Raw genomic sequence first — 22,047 nt, 5'->3', positions numbered from 1 at the left:
GATCGAATACGAAGAAGCTAAAGGAATAGCGGCACGCCTTTTTATGTGAAAAATGGTACAAATGTCGCCCGCCTCCCCGTGCCCCTTCGTCCGACGAGACGGAGAATCGCAAGAGACCGCATGACCTTACTGTAAAGGAGGACTTTGTCTCATGACTACCACACCGCAATCGCAAGGCGCCGAGCAAGCTGTCGACGCGCAGAAGGCCCAGGATGTGCTGGATCAACTGATGAAGCCGGAAGTTCAACAATCGCTCACCACGCTGGTGGACAACCTGCCCAAGCTGACCGAGATGGTGACGACGCTGACCGCGGCGTACGATTTCGCTTCCGGCCTCGCGAAGGACCAAGTTTTCATCAACGACACGAAGGCGGGAATCGTCGAGTTTTTCACGCCTGTCGTCGACAAGGCCAAGGGCCTCGCATCCGCAGCGATCGAAGCCGGCGACCGTGCCGAAGCCGACACGCAGGCTGTAGGCCTGTTCGGTCTGCTCAAAATGCTGAAGGATCCGCAAGTGCAAAAGACGCTGCGCTACACCCAAGCATTCCTGAACGTACTGGCGGAGCGCCAGCAGCAACGCTAATCCCCAAACCACTGACTCACGAACGGAGGATGGACCATGGCTAAACAAATCTTGATCCTGGGCGGCGGTTACGGCGGATTGCTGAGCGCGCTGACGGCTCGTCAGCACCTGAGCGTCCACGAAGCGGCGATTACGGTCATCAACCGTTATCCGACCCACCAGATCATTACCGAGCTGCACCGCCTGGCTGCAGGCACGATCAGCGAACCTGCTGTTGCGCTGCCGCTTGCCAAGCTGCTGAAGAACCAAGGCATCAATGTGATCATCGATACTGTCAAGGAGATCAAGCCGAACGACAAAAAGGTAACGACGGCCGGCGGCGGCTCGTACACATACGACAACCTCGTCATCGCCCTCGGCTCCGAGACGGCTTACTTCGGCATCCCCGGACTGCAAGAAAACAGCTTCGTGCTGAAGTCCGTCAGCGACGCTAACAAGATCCGCGAGCACGTACATGCGCGTCTGGATGCCTACAAGGCGTCCAAGGATCCGGCTGACGCGACGATCGTCGTCGGCGGCGGCGGCCTGACGGGCATCGAGCTCGTCGGCGAATTCGCAGACAAGCTGCCTGAAGTCGCGCGCGCCAAGGGCATCGACCCGGCCGACATCAAGCTCTACGTCGTCGAAGCCGGCCCGGCGATTCTGCCGATCTTCCCGCCGGAGCTCATCGCCCGCGCGCAAGCGAGCCTCGAGAAGCGCGGCGTCGAGTTCATCATCAGTGTAGCGATCACCGAAGCCTCCAAGGACACCGTCTCCCTGAAGGACGGCCGCACGCTGAAGTCCAACACCATCATCTGGACCGGCGGCGTCCAAGGCCACGAGATCGTCGCGAACTGCGGCATCGAAGTGAACCGCGGCCGCGCATCGGTTACCGACACGCTGCAATCGACTTCGCACCCTGAAGTCTACCTCGCAGGCGACTGCGCGGTCGTCATTCCGGGCGAAGGCGCGCGTCCTTATCCGCCGACGGCGCAGCTGGCTTGGCAAATGGGCGAGCTCATCGGCCACAACCTGGCTGCCGTAATCAAGGGCGGCGTGCAAGGCACGTTCCAGCCGGTATTCTCCGGTACGCTGGGCAGCCTCGGGCGCAAGGACGCTGTCGGCACCGTCGGCGCAAGCGGCACCCGCTTCAAGGGCTTCCCTGCGACGCTGATGAAGGAAATGAGCAACATCCGCTACCTGACGCACATCAAGGGTCTGTTCGCGGTGCTCGAATAGGATTGATGCGTTTGCAAGCAGCTCCGCTTCGGCTTCGGCCGGGGCGGAGTTGTTTGCGTTTAGGCTTGGAATGCTTGGCGGCACAATAAGGATGCGGCGCATCGTTATTGTGCGATTTTGGCCGGAAAGCGCCGGCATAAGGATCGTTAGTCTGAAAAGCAGCACCTCTTCTTGGCCCTTTTAGCCGGTCATCGCATCATCGCCCCCATTTCGTCGCACTTCGCTGCCTCATCGCTGTCTTTGCCGACATACTATAATCTTGGGCATTGTCCCGCCGCACATCTTGCCATTGCCATTTCTCCGGATATCCGGTAATATAGTCCGAGTGAGACTGAGAATCGTTATCGATGACATCATGTGACGATCCCAGCGACGGACACAAACAAACCTACCTCCAAGGAGAGAATACTTACATGTCTAAGTTCCGCAAATCCGGCTTGCTCCTCACAATCATCCTGCTGCTCGTCAGCGTCGTCACCGCTTGCGGCAGCAAAGACAATAACGCTGAAGCGACGAAAAAAGTGACCGACGGCATGGGCCGCGAGATCGAGGTGCCCGTGAAGGCGCAGCGCGTCGTCGCGATCAACAACTTCGGCGATCTGCTGCAGCTCGGCGTTAAGCCGGTCGGCACGATCAACTACTACCTGGACAAGTACAAAGACGATCCCGAAGCCGTGGCAGGCATTCCTAGCGTTGGCGATCAAGAAGCCGACAACGAGAAGGTCGTCGCCGCGACGCCCGATCTGATCATCGTGAGTAACTACTTCAAGCCCGAAGTCGTCGACGCGCTGCAAAAAATCGCCCCGACCTATGCGACGACGTTTGGCCGCACGCCTTACGAGCAGCTGGACGATCTGGCCGCGCTGCTGGACATCGAAGACCAGAAGCAAGCGTTCTTGGACGGCTATAAAGCCGAAGTCGCCGATGCTAAGGAAAAGCTCAAGGGTAAAATCGCCGAAGGCGAAAAAGTCGGCATTCTCCAATTCTGGAGCAAGAAAATCTACGAACATCCGACGAAGGTGTTCACGCCGCTGTACGACGATCTCGGCTTCCTGCCGACCGAGCACGTCAAGACGCTGACAGCTACGACCGAAGTTACGCAAGAGGCCGTGCCGGCTAACGTAGCCGATGCCGACCGCCTGTTCATCATGGTCGACGGCCAAGCCGACAAGGATACGTACGATTCGCTTAAGAACTCGGCCTGGAAAAACATCCCGGCCGTTCAGAAAAACCAGGTGTACCTCGTAGACAGCGGGCACTGGAACGACTTCAGCGCGGCGGCACTGAAATGGCAGCTGCATGACGTCGTCGACCTGTTGAGCAAATAAGCGATTTAGATAAGCGATTAAAGAGGAGCTGGCAGCATCTGTTGCCCGCTCCTTTTCTTTTTGGAATAACGGCGCGGGGAACGCGCAAGCTAGCATCATCCGATGAAAAGGTGGTGCGAGGCATGTCCAGAAGAAGGTCGAGACGGCTCGCCGTCCCCGGCGCCGAGCAAGGCGTCAATGCGTTCAAGGCGGAGGTCATGCGCAAGGAAGGCTACGCGGTGGATCCCGCGCATCCGGACGATGTAAAGTACGAGGTCGCCAAGTCGCTTGGCATACCGCTGACGCCGGGGGACAACGGTCATCTGACGACCGAAGACGCGGGTCATATCGGCGGTAAGATCGGCGGCTCCATGGTACGCGAGATGATTCGGCTGGCGCAGGAAAAGCTGTCGGAAAAACAGCCTTAATGCTCGCCGTCCCCAAGACAAACCCGCTGGCGCTTCTGCGTCCAAGCGGGTTTGTTTTTGCCGATCGATTGCCTGGATTTTCCCATGCCGCCCCTTACGTGATACAATGAGAGAACAAGTGTTCCGGCAGAAAACGCGAGACGGCTTGGGGGACGGCGGTATGCGGGGTACGGTCACGATCGCGGTGAGGCCGCTGGTCGAATACGCGCTGCGAAGCGGCGATCTGGCAAGCGGATTCCGTCAGACGGCATCGATGGCGGATGGCGTCAAGGCGCACCAGCAGATCCAGGAGGCTTATGGGGAGCGGGACCGCAGCGAAGTGCAGCTGCGCGCGGAGATTCCGTGGGGAGAGCTGCTGTTCGCGATCGAAGGCAGATGCGACGGCTTGCTGACAGGCGAGGACGGCGGCATCACGATCGAAGAGATCAAGTCCACCGGCGGCAGCCTGCCCCTATCGGAGGCCGAGACGCCTGAAGTCCACTGGGCGCAGGCTTATTGCTACGCGTATATGTACGCGAATATCGAGGGCGTGGACCGCATGCGGGTGAGAATGACGTACGTGGAAACGGGAGGGGAAGGCGCCGCGCGCCGATCCTTCGAGCGTACGGCCGACTTTGCCGAGCTTGAACGCCGTATCCGGGGCTACGTGGCGAGCTATGCGCCGTTCGCGGAGCTCCAGCTGCGGCATCGCGCCGCCCGGGACGAGAGTATAGCGGGCTTGGTTTTCCCTTATCCCGCGTATCGCGCGGGCCAGCGGAAGCTCGCCGGCGCCGTTTACCGCAGCATCGAGGCAGGTCACCAGCTGTTCGCCAGAGCGCCTACCGGCATAGGCAAGACGATGTCGACGCTGTATCCCGCCGTGAAGTCGATCGGCGCAGGCCGGCTGTCGCGGCTTTTCTACCTGACGGCCCGGACGACGACGCGCGCGTCCGCCGAGGACGCCTTCGGGCGTCTGCAGGACGGCGGGCTGCACATGCATGCGGTCACGATCACCGCCAAGGACAAGCTGTGCTCGGCTGCCGCCGAACAAGCCGGGGGAGAAGGCTGCGCAGGCGGCCTGTGCATGTACGCGGAAGGTTTTTTCGACCGGATCAACGGCGCGATTCTGGACCTGCTGTCCAACGAGACGCTGATAGGCAAGGAAGAATTGCTGCGATACGCGGCCAAGCACCGGGTTTGTCCGTTCGAGATGTCGCTGGAGGTCGCCTACGTCGCCGACGCCGTCATTTGCGATTATAACTATATCTTCGATCCGCGCATCTCCCTTAAGCGAGTGGCCGCCGAGTGGAAGGCTTCCTGCGCGCTGCTGGTCGACGAAGCGCACAATCTGCCCGACCGGGCCAGAGAGATGTACTCCGCCGAGCTGACGAAGCGAGACTTTCTGCAGCTCGTCCGCGCCTTCAAGGGCAAGGACAACGCCGTGCGCGCCGCGGCCAAGTCCGTCGACGCCGCCTTGCTGGCCATTCGCAAGCGGGACGAAGGACAAGGCGCTTTTCTCGTGCTGTCCGAGGGCTTGCCGGAAGCGTTGAACGGGGCGGTGGAGGCATTTGCCGAAGCGGCCGAGACTGCACTGGCCGGGAGGGAGCGCAGCGCTGCAGGAGCGGACGAAGCCCTGCGCGCCTGGGAGACGCTCGCGCTCGCTGACGCTACTTCAATTGGGGTCCCGTCCGCTGCGGCAGACGGCCCGCCTGCAGATGCGGAGGAAGCGCCGGCTGCCGAAGCGGATCCGTACGCGCTGCTGCTCGAGGTCTATTTCGCGGCGGTCCACTGGATGCGAATCGTCAAGCTGTACGACGAGAAAAGACATATCGTATTCGCCGAGCGGCAGCGCGGCGACGTGCGGATCAAGCTGTTTTGCATGGACCCTTCGCGGCTGCTGCGGCAGATGCGCAAAGGATACCGCTCGCAGATCTGCTTTTCGGCGACCCTTTTTCCGCTCGGTTATTACATGGACCTCATCGGCGCGGAGGAGACGGACTATTCGGTCTCGGTGCCTTCGCCGTTCCGGACCGAGCAGTGGGAGACGGAGATCGTCCCGCTGTCCACCCGGTACGCGGACCGGGAGTCGAGCCGCGGTAGGATCGCCTCCAGATTGCTGGCGCTGCTCTCGGGCAGACCCGGCCGGTATTTGTTTTTCTTCCCGTCCTATGCCTATCTGAATGCCGTTTACGAGACATTTCTCGAGCAGGGCGGGGGCGTCTGGCGCACGATGGCGCAGCGGCCGGATATGACCGAGGAAGAACGCGGCGCTTATCTCGCCGCCTTCGAGGCAGATGACGTGGCGGCATTGATCGGCTTCGCCGTACTGGGCGGCGTCTTTTCCGAAGGCATAGACTTGGCAGGGGACCGGCTGCAGGGCGTCGCGGTCGTCGGGGTGGGCATGCCGCAGCCGAGCTTCGAGCGGGATTTGATGCGGGGGCATTTCGATGACGCCGGACTGCCGGGATTCGACTATGCCTACGTCTATCCCGGCATGAACAAGGTGCTGCAGGCCGGTGGAAGGCTGATCCGCACCGAGAACGACCATGGCGTGCTGGTGTTGATCGACGACCGGTACCGGCGCGCGCCTTACCGGCGGCTGCTGCCGGAGGAGTGGGGAGCCGACGGCGGCGGGCCGGGAGGGTGAGGAAAAAATCCGCAGCGGAGCGCAAAGGCCCGGGTCTGCGGATCCGTCGTTTTAGAGATTGATATGTCCCGCCTTCATCGGGCCCTCCTTGCCGGCATGATAGACGTCCAGCCCGCCGTCAGGGCTCTCGAGAACCGCGTACGGACAGCAATCGTACAGGATCAGGCCGCGCAGCGTGCCTTTAACAGCATAGGATTCATGATAGCCTTTTTTCAGATCGCCGAAGTCATTGGCCGTATACACGTGCACCGTATCTCCGACCTGCTCGGCATAGTTGTGGTTCGTCCGGTTGGCCGCCTTCTTCATCGGCTTGAACGAAATATGGCCGCTCATGTACTCCTCGGTCGTATTCGTTTCCTTGCCTTTGGCGAACTCGGGCCACAGGTCGCTGAACACCGTCAAGCCGGCCTTGTCGTTGTAGACGAGGATCAGCGGGATTGTCGCCGGGCCGTAAGGAAGCGTGAACAGGTCGATCAGCTTGCCGTCGTGGAATTTGCCGTTCGTTTGGAACAGCTGCTTCTCGCTGTCGTGCACGAACACGCGGTTGCCGACCTGCAGGGCGGCGAATCCCTTTTCACTGTCGGTCTTGACGACGGCGTCCGCCGCTTGGGCCGCTCCGGGCGCGATTAATGCGACGGCAAGCGCCGCTGCCGCAGTCAGGCGCAGCGCGTTTTTGTTGAACTTCATGATTCGATCTCTCCTTCATTCGTTCCGTCTCGAACGCCGCGAAGCGGGTTCGACTATGGCATATTGTGGCATGCGAATGCAGTAATTGGTAAGTTACCGCAGTCATGCGAAATGTAATGCCGATGCGTGACGCGCTGGTACGAGAAGAGCCGGTACTGGGAGGCTTGCGGGAGCGCGAGTTGAGCGGGGCCTCGCGCGCTGCGCGGGGCGGCCGAGCCAAACGTTGGCAAATCAAGTATAATGGACGTAACACTTCTAACGAGATACGGAGCTGACAGCGTTGAGCAAGCCGACATCGACACCTGAGAGCCAGGCGGCGTCCGCGGAATTGAAGCAATGCGTGAGCTGCTTCGAGCTTAAACCGATATCGGAGTTCCGCCGCAGGTCCGGACGGCGGGCCGGAGCGAACGCCCGCAGGGGCATCTGCAAGCAATGCAGGGCGTCCCTGCCTGCGGAGGCGTCCGGCGCAGATCGCTCGCCTGGGGAGGCGGACGCCCAGGCTGCAGCGGCCGAGGCGGGCGCTGCCGTAGGCGGCTTCGCCGAAGGCGCGGCGCCGGGCGGCAAGCGCGGCCGGCGCCGCCGCGGGCTGCCTGCGGCCGCGCCCGAGGCGGCGCTCGACGAGGCGGCAGCGCTCGCCGTCGCGCCCGAGGAGGCGCCGCGTCCCGCGCGCAAGCGCCGTCGGCGGCGCGGGGGAGCGCCCGCCGCAGGCGGCGATGCGCCGCAGCAGCCGGAGCAGGCCGCGCCCGCGGCGTCTGCGGAAGAGCCGGCTGCGCCAGCGGCTGCAGGCGCGCCCAAGCGCAAGCGCCGCGGCCGGCGCAAGCGCGGTGCGGCCAGCGCGTCGGGCGCGCTCGCGCCAGCTGTGCCGGAGCAGGCCGCGCCCGACGCGCCTGCGGAGGAGCCGGCGGCGCCAGCCGTTGCCGGCGCGCCGAAGCGCAAGCGCCGCGGCCGGCGCAAGGGCCGCGGCGGAGCGGCTGCCGCGCAGCAGCAGCCGGCGGAGGACGCCGTGCTGCCGGCAGCGCAGGCAGCGCCCACGAGGGCGATCTCGCCGCAGCCGAAGGCGGCCGCCGGGAGGCCGCAGCAGGACAAGCCGCGTCAGGCGGCGACGGCCGGCGAGGCTGCGCCGCGGGTCCAGCCGCGCGGCTCGGCCCGCGCCCGGGCGAGCGCGCCGGGCGGCGCGGCGCGCGGCATCGACCCGCACGACGCGTCGCAGCTTCAGGCGACGCGCGAGGGGTTCGTCCGCATGCGCGGCCGGACCGACAAGGGACGCGGCTGGTACCAGGAGATCGACCTGGAGATGGCGGTCACGCTGGTGCGGGAGCACGCGGCCGTCGTCGTCAACCGCCATACGATCCGCAGGCTGCTCAGCAACCGGGATTTCCGGCTCATGATCCTGAACCGGGACAAGTACATCTGCTACTTCTGCGGCGATTACGGCGATACGATCGACCATCTGCTGCCGCGCTCCAAGGGCGGGCATACGACCCCGGACAACTGCGTCTGCGCCTGCAATCTGTGCAACCAGACCAAGGCCAACCGCGACTTGGACGAGTTCGTCGCAGCCGGCATCCCGGTCAAGCCTCTGGAATAGCGAATACGAAGAGACCACCGAATCGTATCAATGACGACAGCCGCCGGGGCAGCAGCCCTGGCGGTTCTTTTGCGATAGCGAGGCCGTCTCTCGCCAGCCCCAAGCTCTGTACAGCGCCACATTGCCGGACCGCGCCTCCCGTCAGCCCCAAGTAGCGCTGTACAGCGCTACATTGCCGGACCGCGCCACCCGCCAGCCCAAAGAAGCGCTGTACAGCACTACATTGCCGGACCGCGCCACCAGTCAGCCCCAAGTAGCGCTGTACAACGCTACATTGCCGGACCGCGCCACCCGTCAGCCCAAAGTAACGCTGTACAACGCTACATTGCCGGATCGCGCCTCCCGTCAGCCCAAAGTAACGCTGTACAACGCTACATTGCCAAACCGCGCCACCCGTCAGCCCAAAGTAACGCTGTACAACGCTACATTGCCAAACCGCGCCACCCGTCAGCCCAAAGTAACGCTGTACAACGCTACATTGCCGAACCGCGCCACCCGTCAGCTCCAAGTAACGCTGTACAACGCTACATTGCCGGACCGCGCCACCCGCCAGCCCAAAGAAGCGCTGTACAACGCTACATTGCCGAACCGCGCCACCCGTCAGCCAAAAGTAACGCTGTACAACGCTACATTGCCGGTTCGAGCCACCCGTCAGCCCAAAGTAACGCTGTACAACGCTACATTGCCGAACCGCGCCACCCGTCAGCCCAAAGAAGCGCTGTACAGCGCTACATTGCCGGACCGCGCCACCCGTCAGCCCAGAGTAACGCTGTACAACGCTATATTGCCGAACCGCGCCACCCGTCAGCCCAAAGTAACGCTGTACAACGCTACATTGCCGGTTCGAGCCACCAGCCAGCTCCCAGTAGCGCTGTACAGCGCCACATTGCCGGTTCGAGCCACCAACCAGCTCCCAGTAGCGCTGTACAGCGCCACATTGCCGAACTGCGCCTCCTATCGCTATAGCAAGACAGCTCCTTGCAATATAAACAGCCGCGCGACGGTTTCCGAGCCCCAAGAGGCGCGTCCGGCGCACGGCTGTTATTTTTTGTTTCAACGATCCTTCACGATCAACACTCCGCCCCCGTCAGCTCGTTGGTGAACACGCGCTTGTACTCCTGCGGCGACATCTTGTCGGACGTCTCCAGGGCGTAGTGGAACTGGAGGGCGCGCCTGCGCTTGTCGGACGTGTTGTTGGGCGTGCCGTGGAAGAGCAGGCCGTGGAAAAAGAGAGCGCCGCCCGGCGCGAGGGGCACGGCGATGTCGCGCTCGACGGGCACCGCCTCGTCGCACAGCTGCCAGTCGCGCACGGCGTAGTGCGGCACGGCGCCGGACATCTGCGAGCGGGGGATGACGTGCATGCAACCATTGTCCAAGCCGGCCGCATCCAGCGCGATCCAGACGCCGACGACCGCCTGGTGAAATGCCAGCGGACCGTAAGCCATGTCTTGGTGCCACGGCTTTTCTCCGCCGCCCGTGGGCGGCTTGAGCAGCGCCATGTCCTGCACGAGCTTCGCTTTGCCGCCGAGCAGCTTCTCTACGACGTTCAGGATGTTGGGGTGATAAGCCATGGCGCGCAGCTGTTCGTCGTGCCCGACGAACTCGTACACCTTCCGGACGGCGAGCTCCCGCTCCGCGTCATCCTTCAGCTCGCGCTGCGGCTTCGTGAATTGGACCTTTGCCTGCGTGTCCGGATCAAAAATAATGCGCACGATCGCATCCGACGATTCCGATACCTCGGCGGCGCTCAGAATGTCGGATACGGCGATGAAGCCTTGCGTGCGGTAATGCGCATAATCTTCGTCGCGAAGGCTATCGATTCCCGGCAGCGCGGCATGAATCCCGCGGTGCTTGTATAGCTTTTCGTTGATTTCCTGCGGATCGAGCGGCTTGAGGCTCATCGTGATCACTCCTTTTGGTCTTTGCAGCCAGTATAGCGGCTCGCCGGAAACGCCGGAATGGAGCGAGAGGAGCCGATTTGTATGAAAACGCAACGCATGAAATTAATCCGCGGAAAGCCTTCCCGATTCTCCGGGCTTATGTATAATGTTAGGCAAAGGACGAACCTCGTGCGCCCTGCGGCGGCGCCGGAAGGGAGCGGCGGTATGGAATCGGGGACAAACGAGGAAAAGACTGTCGTACGTGACGTCAGTCCGCTGTCGGGCGTCGCGTTCGGACCGGGCCGCATCATGGGAAAAGCACGCTGCGAGCCGGGGTGGAGCTGGCATGTGCAGGAGATGCCGGATTACGATTTTTGGCATGTGCTCGCGGGAACCGGCAGCATGACCGTCAACGGCAGCCGGTATCCGATTGCCCCCGGATGCTGCTTCACGCTGCGCCCCGGCGACCGGATCGACGTGGAGCAGCATCCGGACGACCGGCTGACGGTCATTTACTGCCACTTCCGCACAACTGGCGACGACGAGAAGGCCGGCAGCTTTTCGCCCCCGCGCAGGCGGGTGGAGGTACACGACGGCGCGCGCTTCGAGGCGCTGATGGGCAGGCTGCTGGAGCTGCAGGATATGCCGCCGCTCTGGGCGGAGGTCGAGTTCGACTACACGATCAAGCTGCTTCTGCTGGAGCTGTACCGGAGCGAGCGGGAGACGCGGCCCGCCGGCAGGGCGTCCGTGCGTCACCGGGAGCTGGTGCGGAGAACCAGCGATTCGCTCCGGCAAGGCGCCTGGGCGGAGGCCGACCTGGAGGCGGTAGCTGCGGAGGCGGGCGTCTCGCAGCGATATTTGAGCCAACTGTTCAAGCGCCATACCGGCCGGACGCTGAAGTCCTATGCGGCCGGACTGCGAATGGAGCGGGCCCGGCTGCTGTTGGCGGAGTCCGACATGCCGGTCACGCAGATCGCCGAAACGCTGGGCTATGCCGATTTGTATTCATTCAGCAAGCTGTTCAAGGCTTACAGCGGGACGTCGCCGAGCGGATACCGCAAGCGCTCGCCGGCGGCTACGCCGTTGGAATAGCGATGACCGTCATTTTTGCAAGCGGTTGCAGCGCAAGAGAATAGCCGCAAGGAGGGATAGGCGATGAAAATGACGGTGGTGGTCATCGACGACAAGCCGCTGATCCTGCAATCGATCGTGTGTACCGTGGACTGGGAGCGCCTGGGCTGCACCGTCGTCGGGCAGGCGATGGACGGCGTCGAAGGCAGGCAGGTCATAGACGAGTGCCGTCCGGATCTGTTGATTACGGACATCAAGATTCCGGGCGTCAGCGGACTGGAGCTTGCCGCGCATATGCATGCGGAGCTGCCGCTCTCCAAGACAATCCTCATTACCGGCTATCAGGACTTCGAGTTCGCCAAGCGGGCGCTCAGTCTCGGCGTCAAGGAGATCGTCGTGAAGCCGATCCGCAACGACGAGCTGGAGCGCGTCATCGCCCAAGCGGTGGACGAGATTGTCGGGGAAAGGGAAGAGCTGTCCCGGCGCGCCGAGCGGGAAGAGGCGTACAGCCGGCTGTCGGAGCGGCACCGAAGCTCGCTGCCGACGCTGCGCAGCAAGCTGATCTCCGAGCTCATCGGCGGCGCCGGACCGGACCGGGACGAGCTCGCGAAGACGGCGGCGGAGCTCGGCGTGATCTGGAGCCGCTGCGCCGTCGTCATCGTCCGATCGAAGCGCTCATCCGACGCCGCGCGAGGCGACGGCAGTCAGCGCATCGATCCGCGCTTGCGGGACGAGATAGCCGCGCTGGCCCGAGCGGCCGCCGACAGGCGCGACTTCGAGACGATCGACGGCGGGGTGCGCGACGATCTCGCGCTGGCCTGCTTGTTCCCTAAGCCGCTCACGCCGCGGGAGCTGCGGATGAAGCTGCAGAGCTTTTGCCACGACCTGATCGAGCTGGCCAGGGAGCGCCGCGGGTTGTCGTGCTGCATGGCGGTCAGCCAGGCGTACAAGCGGCTGGAGGAGCTCGGCGAGGCGTTCGCCGAAGCCTCGGCGCTGATGGAGACGAGCTTCTTTCGCACCGAGGAGCCCGTCCTGCTGCCGGCGCCCGACGAGTCGGGGATGGAGAGCGGACGGTTCGCGATCGTCCGGGACCTGGAGACGTTTAACCGGATGCTGGAGCAGTCGACGGCCGAGGAGATGGGCGGCCACCTGGAACGGTTTTTAGAGCGCGTCCAGCTGTACAGCGAGGGCAATATCCGGGTCGCGAAGGGCTTGCTGTCCGAAATCTGTCTGGCCGCCGCTCGTTATTACTACCGGACGACGGGGGACGAGCTCGGATTCGGCAAGAGCATCGACGAGATGCTGGAGGACGTGTACCGGCTGGCGGACATGAAGGAGGCCTCCGAATACGTGGCAGCCCTGATCCGGACGGTCAAGGACAAGCTGGACGGCGGGGACAAGGACTACAGCCTCGTCGTCAAAAAATCGATCGACTACATCAACGCGCATTTTGCCGAGACGATTAGCTTGACCTCGCTCGCCGACCACTTCGGGCTCAGCTCGGGTTATCTCAGCCGCCTGCTGCGGGCGGAGACCGGCATCAACTTCGTCGATCTGGTCGTGAAGGCGAGGATCGAGGCGGCCAAGCGCCTCCTGCGCGATCCCAGGCTGAAGGTGAACGAGGTCGGAGAAATGGTCGGGTATAAGGAGTACGCCTACTTTTACCAAGTGTTCAAGAAGGTCGAAGGCGTGTCGCCCAAGGAGTACAAGAACCGAAGCGAATAATTCGTTAAATGCCGCAAAGTCGGGGGAGGAAATGCGATGGCGTCCGTGCAACCGGAGAGAGCGGAGATCGAGGACCTGATCGTAAAGGTCGTCGGGGGCATGCAGCGGCTGGAGATCGCGATCGAGGAGGATACGCCGGTCAGCATCATTTCGATGGAGGAATGGGATTGGTCGCAGGGGGTGGGCTTGTTCTCGCTCTATTTGTATTACAAAAACACCGGCGACGACAGGATGCTCGCCTACCTGACCAAGTGGTTCGACGACCGCATCCGGGAAGGGCTGCCGCCCAAAAACGTCAATACGATGTGTCCGCTGCTGACGCTTAGCTACCTGTACGAGGAGACGCGCAATCCCGAATATCTGGCCGTCTGCGAGGAATGGGCCAGCTATGCGGCCGAAGAGATGCCGCGCACGCGGGAGTTCGGCATCGCGCACTCGACGCTGGACGGGCTGAACGCCGAGGAGCTGCGAAGCGAAACCTTGTACATGACCGTGCTGTTCCTCGGACGGATGGGGATGGCGATGAAGCGGGAGCACTACGTGCAGGAGAGCGTGCGCCAGTTTCTCGTGCATCTGAAATATTTGACAGACAGGGAGACGGGGTTGTTCTATCACGGCTGGTCGTTCGACCGCCGGGACCATTACGCAGGCGCGCTCTGGGGAAGGGGTAACGCCTGGTACATGGCGGGCCTGGTCGATTATCTCGATATCGTCGAGCTCCCGCTCGGCATCGAGATGTATCTGATCGCGTCGATGGAACAGCAGGTCCGCCGGCTCGCGGAATGGCAGACCGGCGGCGGCATGTGGCGCACGCTGCTCGACGATCCGGACAGCTACGAAGAGACGTCCGCGACGGCCGGCTTTGCCTACGGCATTCTAAAGGCGGTGCGCAAAGGCTATATCAGCGAAGAATACCGCGCCGCCGGCATGTCCGCGATGCGGGCCGTCATCCGGCGGATCGACGAAGATGGGCGGGTGCAGGGTGTGTCTTACGGCACGCGGCTCGGGATGACCAAGTCCTTTTACCGGACCGTGCCCCGTTGTCCGATGCCCTACGGCCAGTCGATGGCGCTGCTCATGCTGGTGGAGGGACTTCACCATGTCGACGATCCGCAATAACGACCGGGGACGGTGATCGCTTTGCGCAGCCTAAGACGCCTATATGCGGACGCGAAGCTCAGGACGAAGTTCCTGCTCGCGTTTACGGTTATCGTCATGATCACGGTATCGCTCATCAGCGGCATCAACTATTTCGTATCGCTCGGCGTCATCAAGCGCAATTCGGGCGAGTTCTCGCAGTACCTGATCGGCCAGATCGGAATCAACGTCGACAAGCTGACGACGGACGTTGAGCAGGCGGCTTTCCAGCAGTTCCGCAACTCCTCGCTCAGCCAGACGCTCAGCCGGGAGCCGGACAGCGAAGCGGAGGTGTACGCGCGAAAAAGATACGTCAGCGATTTTCTGAGCGATCTCCTGTTTATCGAGGACTACTACAAATCCGTCTCCATCCTGGACGCAGCGGGCCGGTCGTACGTCACCACGCGGAAGGCGGCTCAACCTGTCGAGGATCCGATGGAGCGGATCGATCTGGCGCAGATCCAGGAGATGCGCGGGAGGGCGCTCTGGTTCACGGACGGAGGCGATACGCTCTACATGGCGAAGGCGCTCTACGACATCGAGACGTCGAGCTACGTTGGGGTCATCGCGATCGGCCTGGAGAGCGACTACGTCGGCGAGATTCTGGCGGAAGTGCAGAACCTGATGGACGGGGACGTCCTCATCCTCAATGAATTCAACCAGCTGTTTGTCTCGGGCGCGCTCAGCGGGGCCGCCGAATATTATCTGGACCAGAACCTGTACTTGTCCGGCAAGGCGAAAAGCGACTTCGAATACGGCGGCAAGCATTATATATCGAGCGTGCTGTCCACGGATTACGATAAGTGGAAAATCGTGCAGATCATCGACGTGGGCCGCCTTACGCGGGGAACCGAAAGTCTCAAGTACTGGACGATCGGCACGCTGCTTGCCGCGCTGCTGCTCGCCTTTCTCATGGCCGCCCGGATCTCCAAGAGCATTACCGCGAACATCCGGCTGCTGCTCCAGAGCATGTCCAAGTTCACGCTCGACTCCAAGCACGAGATCATCGTTCCCCGCAGCCGCGACGAGGTGGGCATGCTGGCCGCCAGGTTCAACTCGATGGCCGAGAAGATCGACGATCTGTTCCATTCGGTCTACCGCGAGAAGATGCTCGTGCAGCAGGCCGAATACCGCTCGCTGCAGCTCGATTACAAAGCGCTGCAGGCGCAGATGAACCCTCACTTCCTGTACAACACGCTCGAGACGATCTACAGCATGGCCAAGCTCAAGGGCGAGGAGGAGATCGGCGAGCTGATTTACCTGCTCGGGAGGCTGCTGCGCGAGAGTCTCGGCAAAAAGGGCGACGATATCACGCTCGGCGAGGAGCTCGAATTCGTCGGCAGGTACCTCGCCATTCACCAGATCATCTACGGGGACCGGATCGAGGTGCGGATCGACGACGACCCGGCGCTGGCCGAGTGCCGCGTCCCGAAGTTCATCCTTCAGCCGCTCGCCGAGAACGCGATCGTGCACGGCATCGAGGAAAAGCCGGGCAAGGCGCTGATTCGCATCGCCTGCCGGGCGGAGCATGGGGATCTCGTGCTTGAAGTGTCCGACAACGGCGTGGGCATGGAGCGGGAAAAGGTGGAGCGGCTGCTCCGGCCCGAGCTGTACGGCGAAGCGGGCGAAGGCTCCGGCAAGCATACCAACGTCGGCGTCATCAGCGTGCACAAGCGCGTCCGCATCCTGCATGGCGAATCCTACGGACTCTCCATCGCGAGCCGCCCCGGCGAAGGGACGACCGTGACCGTCAGGCTGCCGGCCGTGCGGCGGGATGAGTAGATGGCCAGCAGATAAGCCCATTTGGGCACTAACCGCCCCCGCTCCCGCCCCCCTCCTTTCACCAAATGAATCAATTGCCCCCGCTCCCTCGCCACAAAGTCAAAATAGCTAATATAATCGCAAAATCACCCCATAGTAAGCGCTTCCTCCAATTGCGAAAATAAGCTTGCGCAGACGCGGCTCCGAGCCCGCCCCGCCGACCGCCGCGGAGCGGCCCGGGGCCGCGCCGTCGATATCGGCCTTGCAGGGCGCAAGGCTAGCCGAAGGAGTGCAACCGATGACGAACCGCACGAAGAAGATGGTGGAGGACTGGCAGGCGGTAAGGGACAAGATCGCGAACTTCGATTGGGCCAGGGGAATCGTAGACGGCTTCAAGCCGGATACGGACTGGTGGGTCGCAAATTATGCCGACGACGTCTCGCGAGTCGCGGGCTGGGGACACCATTATTTTTGCGACAAATGCTTCGCGGCGCTTATATTCGATCCCGGCAAGCCCGGCGAGCACCGCTGCAGCGGCTGCGGCGAGCTCCGGGTCGCCCAGGAAGCGGACGACGCCTGGTGCTATATATACCGAACCTCGGCTTGCACGCAAGTCTTTCACGCGGCCGTGCTTTACAACCTGTACGGCGACCCGGCCTACCTTGCGTTTATCCGCAAGGTGCTCGGCTTCCTGTGCGACAACTATGGCAGCTTCGAGGTGCGCACGCCCCCGGGGCAGGAGGGCAAGTTCACCGGCTGCGACCTGACGGACGGCGTGGCCGTCATCTGGCTGCTTAACGGCATGGAACTGGTCAAGGAAGCGTTCACGGACGAGGAGATGGAGCTTTACAAGCACACCTTTTTCATTCCCGAGGCGGCCTTCCTCATCGAGAAGGTGGGGGTGACGCCCAACGTCATCTGCTGGATGAAAGCGGCGGCGGGCATGATCGGCTTGTTTTTCGGCGAAACGATCTGGTGCGAACGGGCCGCCGAAGGCGAGTACGGCATCAAGCACAAGCTGGAGGAGGGCCTGCTGCCCGAGGGCTTCTGGTACGAGGCTTCCTTCCACTACCACTTCTACTGTGCCGAAGGGATGACCTATTACCTGGCGTTTTGCAAATTGTACGGCTACGACTTCCCCATCCTCGAGGACGCGCTGCTGCGGATGTACCGGTATCCGGTCAAGTATGCCTTCGCGAGCGGCGAGTTTCCGAATCCGAACGACGGCTGGCCGCTGCTGCGATTCGGCAACTACGCCCACCAGTACGAATGGATCCGTGCCGTACAGGATGAAGTGCCGTTCCGCTACGCGCTGTCGCGCAGCTACGACGAGCCGAACAAGGCGCATCCCGGCGCCAATATCGGCGGCCTCGCGCGGCTGCTGTTCGGTCGGGACTGGGAAAACGAGCGCTTCGACGGCCTGCCTGCCGGGAGCGGTCTGCCGGACGGACTGTCCCGCTACGACAAGGATATTTACTTTGCTCAGCTGCACGCCGGGGAGGCGTCGGTTTTTCTCAAGTACGGCTATGTCATCGAGGGGCATGCGCACGCGGATATCATGAACTTCGAGCTGTTTGTGAAAGACGAGATCGTGTCGCGGGACGTGTCCAACAGCGGGTACGGATCGGTACTCTTCAGGGAGTGGCAGCGCAAAACGATCGCGCACAACTCGCTGATGGTCGACCGGCGCAACCAACCGAACCGCCCGAACGGCCGCATGGACCGGTTCGACGCCCAGCGCAACCTGTGCGCGGTGTCCGCGGACGAGGTGTATCCGGGCATCGGATTTGCGCGTACGCTGCGGCTGGAGGCGGACCGACTGCATGACGAATTCGAGGTCAGGCCCGCTGCCGGGCATGAAGGCGTGCATGAATTCGACTGGCTTTTCCACTGCGCGGGCGAGTTCAGCTCTTCGCTTGCATTTGCGTCCTGCGAGCCGCCGGGCGTCGAGGACGGCTACGCGCTCATGCTGGAGACGGCGCGCTGCGACATCGACGGCGACTGGGAAGCGGTCTGGACGCTCGCCGACAAGCGGGTCACGCTGCGGATGGCGGGCGCGGCCGGCACCTCCGTCTATTTATTCAAGGGCTACGAGCACCGGCTCGACAAGCTGCGCTGGGGCGTGCTCGTCCGACGGGCGGGCCGGGAAGCGAAGTTTCAGGCGACCTATAGCTGGCAGACGGAGGACTGAAGACTAGCTGACGACACGACTGCTGGGACCCATGGATAAGGCGGGTTCCGCGGCGTTCGAACAGTATCCCCTTCAGTCAGGAACCGAGGCGGCGAACGGGCTAGAAGTGCCATGGCAGCAGAAGTTAAAGCAACAAGCGGCATGTTGCTGTCGTTGCAAAGCTGAAGGAGCAAGAATTGCTGCTACAGTCCGGACCAACCGCCGTAGCGCCACTGTAGCCGCAAAATCTGCTTCTACAGTCCGCATCAACCGCCGTAGCGCCACTGTAGCCGCAAAATCTGCTGCTACAGTCCGGATCAACCGCCGTAGCGCCACTGTAGCCGCAAAATTTGCTTCTGCAGTTCGTATCAGCCATCGTGGCGCAGCTGTAACCGCAAAATCTGCTGCTACAGTTCACATCAGCCATCGCAGCGTCGCTGTAACCGCAAAATCTGCTGCTACAGCTCGCATCAACCAGCGCAACGCCGCTGTAGCCGCAAAATCTGCCGCTACAGCCCGCATCAGCCGTCGCAGCATCGCTGTAGCCGCAAAATCTGCTGCTACAGTTCACATCAATCGTCGCTGCGCCGCTGTAACCGCAAAATCTGCTGCTACAGTCTGCATCAGCCGTCGCTGCGCCGCTGTAACCGCAAAATCTGCTGCTGTAGTCCGCATTAGCCGTCGTAGCATCGCTGTAACCGCAAATTCTGCCGCTACAGTTCACATCAACCGTCGCTGCGCCGCTGTAACCGCAAAATCTGCTGCTACAGTCCGCATCACCCGTCGTAGTGCCGCTGTAGCTGCAATATAGCATTTTACTTCTACACTACTCATTACTGAGCGCAAGATTGTAAGCGATGTTTGCACGGCTGCAGCCCGGAGCGGGAGAAAAAAGCCCGCTGCAAGCGAGATTTGTGCGGTTGCAACGGGAGCGTGAGGCTGTAAGCGAGGTTTGCGTGGCTGCAGCGTGGGGCGGGGGAGAAAAGCCCGCTGCAAGCGAGATTTGTGCGGTTACAACGGAAGCGTGAGGCTGTAAGCGAGGTTTGCGCGGCTGCAGCCTGAAACGGGGAAAAAAGCCCGCTGCAAGCGAGATTTGTGCAGTTACAACGGAGGCGTGAGGCTGTAAGCGAGGTTTGCGCGGCTGCAGCCCGGGGCGGGGGAGAAAAGCCCGCTGCAAGCGAGATTTGCGCGGTTGCAGCGCGAGTGTGAGGCTGTAAGCGAGGTTTGCGCGGCTGCAGCCCGGGGCAGGGGAGAAAAGCCTGCTGCAAGCGAGATTTGCGCGGTTACACCCCAACTCGAGCTAGCCGGCAGCCTTCCTGTGCGAAGGGGATAACGTTAAAACGGCAAGCAGCATGCTCTGCGGCAAGGTTGACGGCAAGGTGTGCGGTACGTCGGACGCGGCCATTTAAAATATGATTACTCAAAGACCTCGACAGGAGGCGAAGAAAATGGACGAAGGTACTGGAGGCAAATGGGGAGACAAGCAGGACATTTGCCTGCATCTCGGCGACGACTATGACCGCCATCTCGGTGCGATCGTGCCGCCGATTTTTCAGAATACGCTGTTTACCCGCAAGACGACGAACCATGGCTACACCTACACCCGCGTCGCCAATCCGACGACCGAGATCGCGGAGCGCAAGATCGCGGCGCTGGAGGGAGCGGAGGCGGCTCGCTGCTTCTCTTCCGGCATGGCGGCGATCTCCGCCGCGCTCATGAGCATCATGGAGAAGGACTGCCACATCGTCTGCCCGCTGAACGTGTATCCGCCGGTCAAGGGCTTCCTGGACGTCTATATGCGGCGGTTCGGCGTGGAGGCGACGTTCGTATCGGGAACGGACGTCGGGGAGATCGAGGCTGCGCTCCGCCCGAATACGCGGGCGATCTATCTGGAGACGCCGCTGTCGAACGTGTTCACGCTTCAGGACCTGCGCGCGATCGCGGCGCTGGCGAAGGCGCACGGCGCGACGACGATCGCGGACAACACGTGGGCGACGCCGCTCTATCAGAATCCGATCGCCTGCGGGATCGATATCGTCGTGCACTCCGCGACCAAGTATATGGGCGGGCACAGCGACATTCTCGCGGGCGTCATGGTCGGCAGCCTGGCGCGTATGGAGCGCGTGACGCACGAGGAGCGCGGCTTGTTCGGCGCGGCGATGGATCCGCACCAGGCGTGGCTCCTCATCCGCGGGCTGCGCACGCTGCCGCTGCGGATGAAGCAGCATCAGGAGAGCGCGATGCGAATCGCCGCGTATCTCGAGGCGCATCCGCTCGTGGAGCGCGTGCTCTATCCGGGCCTGCCGAGCCATCCACAGCATGAGCTGGCCCGCAGCCAGATGAGCGGCTGCACCGGACTGCTTAGCTTCGTGCCGCGGGGCACGCGGGAGCAGATCGTCGGCTTCGCCAAAGGGCTGGCGCTGTTCGAGGAGGGGCCGAGCTGGGGCGGCTTCGAGAGCCTCGTCAACACGCCGGGACTCGGCATCGACGAGGAGACCTCGCTGCGGACGGGAATGCCGCAGCGGCTCGTCCGCCTCTCGATCGGGCTGGAGGATGCGGACGCCTTGACGGCCGATATCGATCAAGCGCTGGCAGGCATGCGCCGCGGGCTGGCCTAAGGCTTCATTCAACATACAGACCTACAAACATACAAAACGGGAGTGGAAGCCATGATTGCACGGCAGCTGGACAGGCAAGAGGCGCAAGCGCTGATCGAGCGGGTCATCGCGGGCATGCGAGGACTGAAGGTGGCGATTCGGGAGGATACGGCCGACAGCATCATCTCGATGGACGTGTGGGACTGGTCGCAGGGCGTGGGTTTGTTTTCCCTCTACCTGTATTACAAGGAAACCGGCGATCCCGGCCTGCTCGATTATCTGACGTCCTGGTTCGACCGCCATCTCGAACGCGGGCTGCCCGGCAAAAACGTCAATACGATGTGCCCGCTGCTGACGCTGAGCTACTTGTACGAGGAGACCGGCAAGCCGGATTATTTAAAAGTCTGCGAGGAATGGGCCGACTATGCGGCCGTCCGGATGCCCCGCACGCCGGAGTCCGGCATCGCCCATACGGCGGTGGACAGCCCGAACGAGGGCGAGCTGTGGGACGACACGCTGTACATGACGGTGCTGTTCCTCGGGCGCATGGGCGTCCTGCTGAACCGCGAGGACTACGTGGAGGAGAGCGTGCGGCAGTTTCTCGTGCATCTGAAATATTTGACGGATACGGAGACCGGCCTGTTTTTCCACGGATGGACGTTTAAAGAGAATCATAACTTCGCCCGGGCGCGGTGGGGGCGCGGCAACGCCTGGTACACGGCCGGCCTGGTCGATTACCTGGACATCGTGGACGTATCGCCGGGCGTGCGGCGCTTCCTCCTGTCGTCGCTCGAGCGGCAGGCGGCCAAGCTGGCCGAGCTGCAGGAGCCGTCCGGCATGTGGCGCACGCTGCTCGACGATCCGTCCTCGTACGAGGAGACGTCGGCCACGGCGGGCTTCGCCTACGGGCTGCTCAAGGCGGTGCGCAAAGGGTATCTGGATACGCGTTACAGAGAGCCGGGCCTGCGCGCGCTTCAAGCCGTCGTCGGACGGATCGATGCCGACGGCGCCGTACAGGACGTATCGTACGGCACGCGGATGGGGCGCACGCTGGACTTTTACAGGCAAATTCCCCGTTGTCCGATGCCGTACGGCCAATCGATGGCGCTGCTGATGCTGGCCGAGAGTCTCAAGCATACGGCCCAACCGGTGCAAGAAATCTAATAAAACGTCCAATTTTCCGCATTTAAAACGCTTACAATCCCCTCTACACTAAAATCAGCATCATCGACAAGATCATCATCATCAATAGGTTCAGCCTCATCGACA

The 22,047-nt window shown here is 62.3% G+C and carries 16 protein-coding genes; 14 read left to right on the top strand and 2 right to left on the bottom strand.

Features of this window, described 5'->3' with window-relative positions; all coding sequences use genetic code 11:
* Nucleotides 1-151: 151 nt before the first annotated feature.
* The 5 genes from ACFOTD_RS27450 (at nt 152) to ACFOTD_RS27430 (ending at nt 6,162) form a co-directional block, all read left to right on the top strand.
* Nucleotides 152-583: a DUF1641 domain-containing protein gene (locus tag ACFOTD_RS27450; RefSeq protein WP_277568086.1), complete on the top strand. Its 432-nt coding sequence runs from the start codon at nt 152-154 to the stop codon at nt 581-583.
* Nucleotides 584-619: 36 nt separating this feature from the next.
* On the top strand, nt 620-1,801 hold the full coding sequence (locus ACFOTD_RS27445) for an NAD(P)/FAD-dependent oxidoreductase (RefSeq protein ID WP_378123144.1): 1,182 nt from the start codon (nt 620-622) through the stop codon (nt 1,799-1,801).
* A gap of 413 nt (nt 1,802-2,214) precedes the next feature.
* On the top strand, nt 2,215-3,129 hold the full coding sequence (locus tag ACFOTD_RS27440) for an ABC transporter substrate-binding protein (protein ID WP_378123143.1): 915 nt from the start codon (nt 2,215-2,217) through the stop codon (nt 3,127-3,129).
* Nucleotides 3,130-3,251: 122 nt separating this feature from the next.
* Nucleotides 3,252-3,536 carry an alpha/beta-type small acid-soluble spore protein gene (locus ACFOTD_RS27435; protein ID WP_378123142.1) on the top strand — a complete coding sequence of 95 codons (285 nt, stop codon included), beginning with the start codon at nt 3,252-3,254 and terminating at the stop codon, nt 3,534-3,536.
* A gap of 160 nt (nt 3,537-3,696) precedes the next feature.
* Nucleotides 3,697-6,162, top strand: a complete 2,466-nt coding sequence (locus tag ACFOTD_RS27430; RefSeq protein ID WP_378123141.1) for an ATP-dependent DNA helicase — start codon at nt 3,697-3,699, stop codon at nt 6,160-6,162.
* Between the two features lie 51 nt (nt 6,163-6,213).
* On the opposite strand, the gene ACFOTD_RS27425 is transcribed toward ACFOTD_RS27430, so the two are convergent.
* The gene (locus ACFOTD_RS27425) at nt 6,214-6,849 is read right to left on the bottom strand and encodes a hypothetical protein (RefSeq protein ID WP_378123140.1); all 636 of its coding nucleotides are present in this window, start codon (nt 6,847-6,849) and stop codon (nt 6,214-6,216) included.
* Nucleotides 6,850-7,129: 280 nt separating this feature from the next.
* Between ACFOTD_RS27425 and ACFOTD_RS27420 the strand changes: the two genes are divergently transcribed.
* Both ACFOTD_RS27420 and ACFOTD_RS27415 read left to right on the top strand, forming a co-directional pair.
* On the top strand, nt 7,130-8,437 hold the full coding sequence (locus ACFOTD_RS27420) for an HNH endonuclease (RefSeq protein ID WP_378123139.1): 1,308 nt from the start codon (nt 7,130-7,132) through the stop codon (nt 8,435-8,437).
* A gap of 172 nt (nt 8,438-8,609) precedes the next feature.
* A complete protein-coding gene (locus ACFOTD_RS27415; protein WP_378123138.1) occupies nt 8,610-9,539 on the top strand; it encodes a hypothetical protein in 930 nt (309 codons plus the stop codon).
* On the opposite strand, the gene ACFOTD_RS27410 is transcribed toward ACFOTD_RS27415, so the two are convergent.
* A complete protein-coding gene (locus ACFOTD_RS27410; protein ID WP_378123137.1) occupies nt 9,508-10,338 on the bottom strand; it encodes a phytanoyl-CoA dioxygenase family protein in 831 nt (276 codons plus the stop codon). The two genes, ACFOTD_RS27415 and ACFOTD_RS27410, sit on opposite strands and share 32 nt — an antisense overlap.
* A 204-nt stretch (nt 10,339-10,542) precedes the next feature.
* Here ACFOTD_RS27410 and ACFOTD_RS27405 point away from each other — a divergent pair, with 204 nt between their 5' ends.
* The 7 genes from ACFOTD_RS27405 to bglB all read left to right on the top strand — a co-directional run bounded on the left by ACFOTD_RS27405 (nt 10,543) and on the right by bglB (nt 21,942).
* Nucleotides 10,543-11,409: a helix-turn-helix transcriptional regulator gene (locus tag ACFOTD_RS27405; protein ID WP_378123136.1), complete on the top strand. Its 867-nt coding sequence runs from the start codon at nt 10,543-10,545 to the stop codon at nt 11,407-11,409.
* Nucleotides 11,410-11,472: 63 nt separating this feature from the next.
* Nucleotides 11,473-13,113 carry a response regulator transcription factor gene (locus ACFOTD_RS27400; protein WP_378123135.1) on the top strand — a complete coding sequence of 547 codons (1,641 nt, stop codon included), beginning with the start codon at nt 11,473-11,475 and terminating at the stop codon, nt 13,111-13,113.
* Between the two features lie 36 nt (nt 13,114-13,149).
* Nucleotides 13,150-14,232, top strand: coding sequence for a glycoside hydrolase family 88/105 protein (locus tag ACFOTD_RS27395; RefSeq protein WP_378123134.1), 1,083 nt, complete (start codon nt 13,150-13,152; stop codon nt 14,230-14,232).
* A gap of 21 nt (nt 14,233-14,253) precedes the next feature.
* Complete coding sequence (locus ACFOTD_RS27390) at nt 14,254-16,032, top strand: cache domain-containing sensor histidine kinase (RefSeq protein WP_378123133.1); 1,779 nt, start codon at nt 14,254-14,256, stop codon at nt 16,030-16,032.
* Nucleotides 16,033-16,309: 277 nt separating this feature from the next.
* Nucleotides 16,310-18,202 (top strand): heparinase II/III domain-containing protein, encoded by a 1,893-nt coding sequence (locus ACFOTD_RS27385; RefSeq protein ID WP_378123132.1) that lies wholly within the window; start codon nt 16,310-16,312, stop codon nt 18,200-18,202.
* 1,427 nt (nt 18,203-19,629) lie between these two features.
* A complete protein-coding gene (locus tag ACFOTD_RS27380) occupies nt 19,630-20,799 on the top strand; it encodes a trans-sulfuration enzyme family protein (RefSeq protein ID WP_378123131.1) in 1,170 nt (389 codons plus the stop codon).
* Nucleotides 20,800-20,850: 51 nt separating this feature from the next.
* On the top strand, nt 20,851-21,942 hold the full coding sequence (bglB, locus tag ACFOTD_RS27375; protein WP_378123130.1) for a beta-galactosidase BglB: 1,092 nt from the start codon (nt 20,851-20,853) through the stop codon (nt 21,940-21,942).
* Nucleotides 21,943-22,047: the final 105 nt, after the last annotated feature.

The organism is Cohnella sp. GCM10012308 (assembly GCF_042649185.1).
In the GTDB taxonomy this organism is placed as follows: Bacteria; Bacillota; Bacilli; order Paenibacillales; family Paenibacillaceae; genus Cohnella.
Note: the sequence above shows the minus strand (reverse complement) of the source record. Positions and strands in the feature narration are given on the sequence as shown.